Below are 6,000 nucleotides of genomic sequence, written 5' to 3'. Positions count from 1 at the left end.
ATATCAATCTTGAGGAGAATTTCCAGTAGGAGAAGGATTAGTTTCACATTATATAATTAGTATTTATTTATATAAATAAGCTAATCTCAGAAATCAAAATTGATTCTCGAATCTCGGATTCTGGAAAATTAATCAAGGTTTCTGTTAATGAAAATTATTTTTGAAAATCTTACTGCTTAGGGATAAAATTGGTTTTGGGAGGAGCTCTATTTATAAAAAATTATAAAAATTGCTCCCAAAATCAGAAATTTATCGGAATTATCCATTTTTACTTTCCATCAAACCTTTTGAGAGAGCGAGGTGCCTCTTTGCCCTGCAGTATATCTTTCTGAGTTTGCGTATTCGACAAGTTTCCCACTTTCGAGCACGGATATTGAACCATGCCCACAGCAGATCAAGCACTTTTTACCTTTTTCGGCGAGTTCTCCGTCAATCTCAGAAATAAGAGAAAGGAGGGCATTTCGTTCTTCCCTGGCAAGCTTGCTATCGACATTTACAGAGGTCATAAGGTAATCAGCCAGAACATTATATTCTGTCCTATCGGGACTCAGGCTTTTGAAATTGATCACTGCGTCTTCAGGAAAGACCAACCCCTCTTCAGGGCAGAGATAGAAGATTTCTCCATGCATATGCCCACCCAGTCCTGCAAGGGCTTCAAAATTAAGGTCCCCCACCTGAAATCGAGCAATAACTGGAAATGTGCCTCGCCTTTCAATTTTTTTACCTGAAAGGGAAATTTCGGGAAAGAGTACTACGTTTGAAGGAGGAGTAAACCTGGAAAAAAGGTTAATTATCTTCGTATAAACTTCTTCCAGAATACAACCCTGGTTGCTGGACCCATAGGCTCTGCTAGTTTCCCGCGTAATCAGAAAAGTTTCGCGATTAAGATAGGACGGGACCGGAAAACAGCCTGCAGCTCCACAGTGATCGGCATCAGCGTGAGTAATGTAAATCCTTTTAAGCCGGCTTAAATCCCCAAGCCCGTAATGTTGGAGCATATTCAAGACGTCCTGGTAATAGATCCCATAACCGGTATCAATCATGACCCTTTCGGAAGGAGTATCGAAGAAATAGATATTCCCCCCGCAAGGAAGCTGAAAACAGAAGAGCTCGATATCGTTTTTTATTCTGACCCTCTGTACATCAGCGTAAAAATTCTCTCCAGACGTTCGCTTAAGGCAATCGCCGACTTTCAGAATACTTTCGAAAACCTCGATAGGGTCTTTCCGGAGATTAGAGAGTTCCTGAGCAATATGGTTAATATCATGCAGGAATCTCATCAAAAAAGCATCTTCAGCGCTTCCAATGAATGACCTGAGTTTCTGAGCCAACCGAAGATAAAATACCGTATCGTCAAGTTTCTCCCCGGTTATATCGTACTCCAGAATATCGAGCCTGTACTCGGACTTTAGATGGTTCAGAAGGGCATCTATCATGTCGGTATTTTCGATATTAAGGCCTACTACAAGCCTTTCAGGATGCTGTCCCCGGTCATCGAAATCAAGAAAAGTAATGTTTGCAGTCGAAGAGGTGATAGAATTCAGAAAATCAAATAAAGCCCCTGGACGATTCGGGAGGTAGACATGAAACTTCAGGAAAGCTACAGGCTGCAGGAAAGTCTGGAAATAACCTATTTCCTCCAGTTCTTTGCGGATTTTTTCATAAGCTTGTGAAGCAGCAGTCACCTCAAAAAAAACGGTATGCTTGTCGATCCTGCGGTCGTACTGAATCCTGTTAATGTTTCCTTCTTGTCGCGTGATAATTTCGGCTACCCTATGCAATGCTCCGGGTCTGTCAGGCATGCAGGCAATAAAAGAGAACTGTTCCATTAGACATCCCCTGATCAAATAATTTTATTTTTGATAACTTAGATAAAACCCGATTACCTTAAGCTTTCCTGTTAACATCAAAGAAAAGAAAATGGAAGGCTCACAGTTCAAGCATAAACGCAGAAAGCCCCAAAACTTCAAAAACTTCAGTGATCTCAGGAAAAGGGTTTTTCTTTCTGTAAAAAAGATGAGAATTACAGGCACAATCCGTACACCCGAAGCCGGATACCGAATCCCCTCCGATCCTGCTGGCAAGTGTACATTCAAGCCGGGCAGAAGTTGGGGCACAAACTGCTGAGATCAGCCTGAAAGAAGGGTTCAGATGAAGATAATCTACGTGCCATCTCGGATTCCTGTCTCTTTTTTTGGATAAATCAATGTGCCTTTTTACTCTTTTCAAACCCCCAGACCCCAGAGCTGAGCCTACATATATATGAAAGCCTGCAAGGAACGAAAACTCACCTTTCTTCCCTATCTCAAACTTACAGGCGCGATTCTCGAATATCAGACAGTAAACACCTTTTTCGGAAAAATCCATTTTCAAGACCTCACTTTAGTTCCTGAAACCTGAAAGTACTTTTCAAGCAGAGGCTCAACAATTTCTTCCAGTTTATCCTTTTCCCTGAGGGCTTTAGCCCAGGAAACAGGTACGGCTTCAACCCCCAGCTTTGCCCCAAGGATGCCTCCTGCCACGCTCCCGACTGAATCCGAATCCCCTGTAATGTTAACTGCGGTCTGTACTGCTTTTTTGTAATTATTCGGATAACGTAATATGCAGAAGTATGCCAGGGCAAAAGTTTCATCCGCATACCAGCCCTGCCCGAGTCTCTTCAAACCGTCTTTGTCTCCGATGCCACTGTAAGCCGTATTATAAGAACTTTCCAGGGCATGAGTGAATTCCTGAGAGATTCCCTGAGTCACCTCAAAAAGCGGTTCAAACATTTTCTCTGGTTTCACTCCATCAAGAGCCAGTTTCACTGCATATGCGCCTGCAATAGACGCAGCATCTGAAATCGGATGAGAGTGAGTGATTCTGCCTGAAATCAAAGCAGCTTTAACCAGTTTTTCAGGATCATTCCTATAGATGAAACCAAGGATTCCAATTCGCATCAGGCCTCCGCATGTTTTAGACCTGATCCCTGACTCGCTCCAGTGAACTCCTTTCCTGAGATTCAGCGCTGCACCTCTGGAAGTTGCTCCTGCTCCGAGGTCAGGTTCATCCAGCCAGATAACAAGTTCCTGAGCAATATCTTCCATTAGCTCGGGAATTTCACGTTCTGCTCCCCGAAGCAGGCCCCTTGCAAGTACAAGCATCAACTGGGCATCATCGGTCCAGGGAGAATCTGGAGGGATTTCAAGAATGCCTTTTTCTCCATATTTTTCTTTAATCTGCTCAAGGGTAAGGTGTTCCACAGGACTCCCCAGGGCATCTCCGCAAGCCATGCCAAAAAGATAGCCTCGAAGCTTTTTCTCGACATCCAGAGTATCCAGCAGGTTTCCTTTTCTCATTGTTTCAATCCTATGTTTCTCTTGATTTTTTTAATCATTAAGGCATATAAAGAAAAATTATCACACAAAATTCTCAGTAATAAGAGTGAGAAAGTGAGGAATGAATGTGTTGTTCAGTAAAATCAAAAACTCACTGAAAGTAAAAGAACTGGTTGCTAAGCCTTGAAGAAGAAAAAAATGAAATTTGCACAGAATCGCAGGAAGCCTGTACCCCATGCTCTTGAACATTTTATATTTCTTGTAATACTCTTTTAATTTTGATTTTCTTGCTATCTTTGCCTGGAATAAGCTCTTAGTAACCGCCGTGAAATAACTTGAGTAATACATTTTTATTTTTGAACAAAATCAATTAAGTCGCTGATGAAAATATTTAAGTACAGTGTAAAAATGTCCTTAAGTTATTTCGCAGTGGTTACTTACTTAATTTCTTAGCTCATCTTCATCCATTCAAACAACTACACCTATAGCTGTGTCTTTTTCCCCTTCAGGAGGGATCTTTTTTCCTCTTTCAGACAAATTTTCGTTAAAAGTATCTTCGAAATTCATAGTCGTTACATTTGCCCCCTCCGGCACATCAAACCTAAACTCAGAGTCCGGAATGCCAGTGTTGACTTTAAGATTTTGAATTTTTATTTCTACTTTCTGTGTACCTGCGTAGATCTCATATTTGAGAGGCATCCATGTTTCGTTGTCAACCCAGACTTTCATCCTGTCGATTGAATAGTCCTGGACGTCTCCCCCGGTTTCTTTTGGTTTTGCTTCAAGCAGATATGTATTTCTTCCGTCAATGATCTCAGTTCCAAGCAAAGAGACATTATATTCATTTAAGGTATTATTGAAGAACTGGAAATAATCAATTTCCGGTTCTTGATATTCGTCAGAGATTATTATTTTTTGAACGCTATTTGTCTCGGGATCATAATTCCATTCGACACTTCCATCCAAAACCATTAAAGTCTCTTTTCCCGCTTGCTTTGTAACTGTTTTCTTCATATTCGGCTTTTTGTACGTGATATTAAACTCATTTTCCTGGGTTTTTTCTCCATCAGAGTACATTGTCACATACACTGTATATGAAGAATCGTTAATGCTTTTTTCTTTTTCCTGCATTTTTGCAGAAATTTCTTCCATACTCAGCTCGAGTTCCTTTGTGTCTGGTTTGTCCATACATCCAGACACAAAAATGATATAGCCTGTTAGTAAAATAAACATGGCAACCATTTTCTTCTTTACCATATTCCCTGCTCCGATTGTTTATAATCAACCTCATTCCAAAATATTCATTGTTCCTTGCCCGTAAATTGAACAAAGACACAAAATATAAGACAGCTTGATTATCAATGCTGATAAAAGTACTTGCAGTTACATTGTTCACAATGTAATAAATCAGCAAATAATCATTTGTTCTTGTTATCAAAAATGAACTTAAAGTTGTGATTATATTTTCGAGCATATGGAATTCAAATGCACTTTTGGAGAGTAAAATTGAATTCGCAAAATCACTTTCCGTTAACTGTTTATAAATATTGCTAAATAAGTCTTAAAAATGACTGTTTGTATCAATTTTCGAATTTACAATTGTTCAATGATCCTTTCTTACTAGAAATTTAGAATAGCAGGCTTTATAATTACATATTCGGAAAATGAATTTCTAAACACTCATCTTTTGTCATCGGTTAACGAATTTTATGCACAACTTCGAATACCACGTATAGCGATTTTCCAACAGAATCCTCTTTAGATGTTGCATAAAAAATAGCATTTTTTGACTTTTTGTTCCTTAACCGAATACAAATGAATAACATTATAGATATAAATGACATTTAATCCAATTTTCAAAGGTAAGATATCCACAGGACGCCCCAGGGCATCTCCGCAGGCGGTGCCAAAAAGGTAGCCTCGAAGCTTTTTTTCGATACCGTCGGGTTTAGAGTGCATATCTACCATTATCTTGTTTTCAGCAATTAACCTTTCAGGTTGATACTTTCATTCTGGGAACATAAACAATGTGAATGGAATAAAAAAGAAAAATAGCGTATAGAATAGGGGCTCTTCGTTGTTTTATATGGGTTGAAAATAATTTCGTAGTTGCACAGTTGCCCGGCCAAAAGAAAAACATTAAGCTTGGATGTGATTTTCAACAACAAACTTTTCTAAATATAAGATATCTCACTCTCACATATAGGAAGTGGGTATAAATTACCCACTCAAAACAGCGAAGAGCCTAAATAGGGCAAAACATTAAACAAGTGCTGCCGATCAGCTTTTTTGTTTTGTGTCTTGGTGAGGGTAGAGAAGCCCTTTTGGCAAATGAAAAAGAAAGCATCCCTTATACTTCAATTAGTCATTAAGACGGCAATCAGGTAGTGATGGACGGCAGATATCTAATACAAACTAAATAAAAAAGGAGCACCTACCGAATCACTGCAACTAAAAGGCATCGGGAAAATTCTGGCAATTTCGGTTATGTTCATCCTATTACACAGTAAGGGCCGAGATATCAATCAACTGCGTAGTCCTGAAAACAAAACTGCACGAGCGTACCTATTACTTTCAATTAGGTGCGCCAAGACTCAGTTCCAAAATCTAATGATTTTTGCATTTTTTGATCGAAATCTTGAATTTCCAAGAAGAATTCAGTCTTCAATAAAACTAAATATTC

General features: G+C 39.3%; 5 protein-coding genes. All 5 read right to left on the bottom strand.

The genetic code is table 11. The features are described 5' to 3' along the window. Positions 1-278 precede the first annotated feature (278 nt). Positions 279-1,829 carry an MBL fold metallo-hydrolase gene (locus tag RG963_RS09110; RefSeq protein ID WP_310575952.1) on the bottom strand — a complete coding sequence of 517 codons (1,551 nt, stop codon included), beginning with the start codon at positions 1,827-1,829 and terminating at the stop codon, positions 279-281. Positions 1,830-1,929: 100 nt separating this feature from the next. Then, positions 1,930-2,367 carry a GIY-YIG nuclease family protein gene (locus RG963_RS09105; RefSeq protein ID WP_310575951.1) on the bottom strand — a complete coding sequence of 146 codons (438 nt, stop codon included), beginning with the start codon at positions 2,365-2,367 and terminating at the stop codon, positions 1,930-1,932. 2 nt (positions 2,368-2,369) lie between these two features. Next, a complete protein-coding gene (locus RG963_RS09100; RefSeq protein WP_310575950.1) occupies positions 2,370-3,338 on the bottom strand; it encodes an ADP-ribosylglycohydrolase family protein in 969 nt (322 codons plus the stop codon). Between the two features lie 447 nt (positions 3,339-3,785). Continuing rightward, positions 3,786-4,574 carry a LolA family protein gene (locus RG963_RS09095; protein ID WP_310575949.1) on the bottom strand — a complete coding sequence of 263 codons (789 nt, stop codon included), beginning with the start codon at positions 4,572-4,574 and terminating at the stop codon, positions 3,786-3,788. A 501-nt stretch (positions 4,575-5,075) separates the two neighbouring features. Next, on the bottom strand, positions 5,076-5,276 hold the full coding sequence (locus RG963_RS09090; protein ID WP_310575948.1) for a hypothetical protein: 201 nt from the start codon (positions 5,274-5,276) through the stop codon (positions 5,076-5,078). Positions 5,277-6,000 lie beyond the last annotated feature (724 nt).

The sequence above is a fragment of the Methanosarcina baikalica genome, from assembly GCF_031461075.1.
Taxonomy (GTDB): domain Archaea; phylum Halobacteriota; class Methanosarcinia; order Methanosarcinales; family Methanosarcinaceae; genus Methanosarcina; species Methanosarcina baikalica.
Note: the sequence above shows the minus strand (reverse complement) of the source record. Positions and strands in the feature narration are given on the sequence as shown.